The 2,677-nt window shown below is 62.9% G+C and carries 4 protein-coding genes; 2 read left to right on the top strand and 2 right to left on the bottom strand.

From position 1 onward, the window contains the following. The first annotated feature begins 660 nt into the window (after positions 1 to 660). Both ACFHVL_RS31045 and ACFHVL_RS31040 read left to right on the top strand, forming a co-directional pair. Positions 661 to 1,245, top strand: coding sequence for an IS66 family transposase (locus ACFHVL_RS31045; protein WP_416632170.1), 585 nt, complete (start codon positions 661 to 663; stop codon positions 1,243 to 1,245). Next, positions 1,161 to 1,487: a hypothetical protein gene (locus ACFHVL_RS31040; RefSeq protein WP_416632169.1), complete on the top strand. Its 327-nt coding sequence runs from the start codon at positions 1,161 to 1,163 to the stop codon at positions 1,485 to 1,487. The genes ACFHVL_RS31045 and ACFHVL_RS31040 overlap by 85 nt, the downstream gene beginning before the upstream one ends. Here the strand turns inward: ACFHVL_RS31040 and ACFHVL_RS31035 are convergent. Together ACFHVL_RS31035 and ACFHVL_RS31030 are read right to left on the bottom strand one after the other, a co-directional pair. After that, positions 1,417 to 1,779 (bottom strand): hypothetical protein, encoded by a 363-nt coding sequence (locus ACFHVL_RS31035; RefSeq protein ID WP_416632171.1) that lies wholly within the window; start codon positions 1,777 to 1,779, stop codon positions 1,417 to 1,419. The genes ACFHVL_RS31040 and ACFHVL_RS31035 overlap by 71 nt on opposite strands. Positions 1,780 to 1,786: 7 nt before the next feature. After that, positions 1,787 to 2,599, bottom strand: a complete 813-nt coding sequence (locus tag ACFHVL_RS31030) for a polymorphic toxin-type HINT domain-containing protein (protein WP_416632168.1) — start codon at positions 2,597 to 2,599, stop codon at positions 1,787 to 1,789. Positions 2,600 to 2,677 lie beyond the last annotated feature (78 nt).

Genomic DNA, 2,677 nt, shown 5'->3' with positions numbered 1-2,677 from the left:
CCGCCACAGGCGGACAAAACGGCCAAGCCGGAACGATCAGCAGGGATCAACGCTCTCTGACGGATTGAGGCTAGCTTCATCGATCTCGGTCCGGACCACTACAACAGCCACATCAACAACACCGCAAAACCCGCAGCCTCATCCGCCAGCTCGAAGCCCTCGGCCACACCGTTCAGCTCAACCCGGCCTGACCAGCACCACACCCAACGGACAAGTTCAGAACCTTGTCGGGGCTCCGCCCCGACGCTGCCGCCTGCCCACTCACGGTTGTTTTTCCGGTCAGATCGCCGCGTTCACCGGGCTGTTGACGCCGTTGGACCTCGCTGATCATGTGGTGACCGCTGACGCGATGCAGACCCAGCGTAAGCATGCCCGTTGGCTGAGGGAGGTCAAGCGGGCGCATTTCGTGTTCCCGGTGCTTGACAACCAGCCGACCCTGTTCGACCGGCTCGACGCTCCGGCCTGGGCCGGTGTGCCGGTCACCGCGTGGAGTGTGGATGACGACCGGGGCCGGCAGAATCCACTCCGGACATCAACACGGAGTACCCAACAACACACACTCCGACTTTGCCGTGCCCGTGGCACGTCCGGTTAAGGAGGCGACACGAGGAAACGGATCGGTCGAGAGACCGACACCGCGCCTCGTGCCGACCTCACGGCATGCGCGTCGACGGCCACCTGGCCTGGCTGCACTCCGCCTCCACACCCACCGACGTGCTCCTCACCGTGCACCGCAGACGCGGCACCGCCGCGATGGACGACGCCGGCGTGCTGCCCGCCTTCACCGGCGTCGCCGTGCACGACGCGTGGGCCCCGTACGACACCTACACCGACGCGGTCCACGCCCTGCGCAACGCCCACGAGCTACGCGAACTGGTCTACGTGGTCGACACCGCCACCGGACAAGTCGCCGACCTCGCCGGCCAGGCCATCGACGCCCTGCGGCAACTGAACCGCCTGACGGTGACGGCCCGCGCCGACGGCAGCCAACCCGACCCGGCCGACCTGGCCGAACAGACCCACCTGCTGCGCTCGGCCGTCGTGTTCGGCGCCGAGGCCACCGCCGACCGAACCGACAAGCTGCACCGCAAACGCCACGCCCTGTTCGTGCGACTACGGGACGACGCGCCGACTACCTCCGCTTCGTCACCGACCCGGCCGTGCCGTTCGACAACAACCCGGCCGAGCGGACCATCCGCACGCCGAAACTCCGGATCAAGTTCTCCGGCAGCATGCGCACCATGACCGGAGCCGAACACTTCGCCGCGATCCGCACCGCCACCGCCACCCGACACGGCATCAACATGCTCGACGCACTCACCCGAGCCGCCACCCCTAGATTCCCACATCCGCCTGACCCACCTCGCGCGCTTGCGGTATTCCAAGGTCCCGCGCACCTATCCAGTCACAAGCAAACTACAGCAACAGAATCTTCTCAAAAAACGAAGGATCTCGGTACGTTCCCTCATCCTCATGCCACACGATAGAACCAGAGAGCACATAGTTGGCGAGTTCACCTCCAACAATGAACAACTCAGTCCCGCCAGGAAATTCGCGGCCAGCTTGCGATTCAATTTCCGACCGCTCGCCTCCACTAGCCCTGCCAATCGTCAGGCTCTCGAAAACTGTATCGAGTTGCATGCGAGCCACCTGCTGGAAAAGGACGTCGATCCTGGTTGAATTATCCTCATCGCGCGAACTACGCAGAAGCAGAACCTTATGACTCACGGAGTAGCGCCACAGCTTGAATTGGCGAGAAGACTCGAACAAAACTTCCATCAGATCCCTACCAATTGGGTTTCGCAAGGTACACTCGCGCGTCGGCGTGGTAAAACTTGATGCTACTCCAAGTCCTGACTTCTCGTCGAACAGCTAGACCAAGCTGAGCCATTTCCCAGTCAGTAGCACCAAAATTGCCACCTCTGCCGGCATTATAGGCATTCATGAATCTTTCTGAATGCGTAGCGCCATCCATACCGTCAAGTGCGACATGGATCGTCGTATCCTCATCCCTGATAGCATCCTTCACGGCCATCTGCCAGCCGGCCATGCCACTTTCGGGATCAACCGGCTTCAAGCCCGGATCATTGAAGGTTCTCACGTTACTCAGACCTTCGCCCCTCAGGTGGCTAGCCAACTTCTCACCATGTTCGTTAATGCCGAGAACTGCGTTGTTGCAGTTGTGTACAAGAACCGGCGTGTCGCCGGCAAGTACATGGTACGTGTGGGTGTCGGCGACTGTCAGGTCGCGCATCTCCCGCTCGTCCCGGCGTGTCTCGACCGACACCACCGTGACCTCGCCACGACCCGCCACCCGCAGCCGGGTGCCCGGTGTGAGGTCGCCGGCGTTGACCCATGCCTGCCGGTCTTCGTTCCAGAAGGGGTGGTTCGGCGTGGTCTCGACGACGACCGTCGCACCACCACCGTCGCGGTTGTGGTTGTCGCTGGTGCGGACCCGTACATCGGTCAACTCACGGTCGGTGTTGCGGTGCAGTTGGGTGACCGGCTTCGGTGAGGACGTCCCGGACACCGGGTCCGTCGCCACCACCTGGTCACCGACGTTGACATCGACGATCGGACGGGTGGTGCCGTCGGCCATCAGTACCCGGGTGTCGGGGGCGAAGCTGTGCGTACGACATCCCGGACCCGACCCGCCACGACCACTTGAGGCGGATGG

Origin of the sequence: Micromonospora sp. LOL_023, assembly GCF_048060115.1 — a bacterium.
In the GTDB taxonomy this organism is placed as follows: Bacteria; Actinomycetota; Actinomycetes; order Mycobacteriales; family Micromonosporaceae; genus Micromonospora_E.
This window is presented reverse-complemented; position numbering and strand designations above follow the sequence as displayed.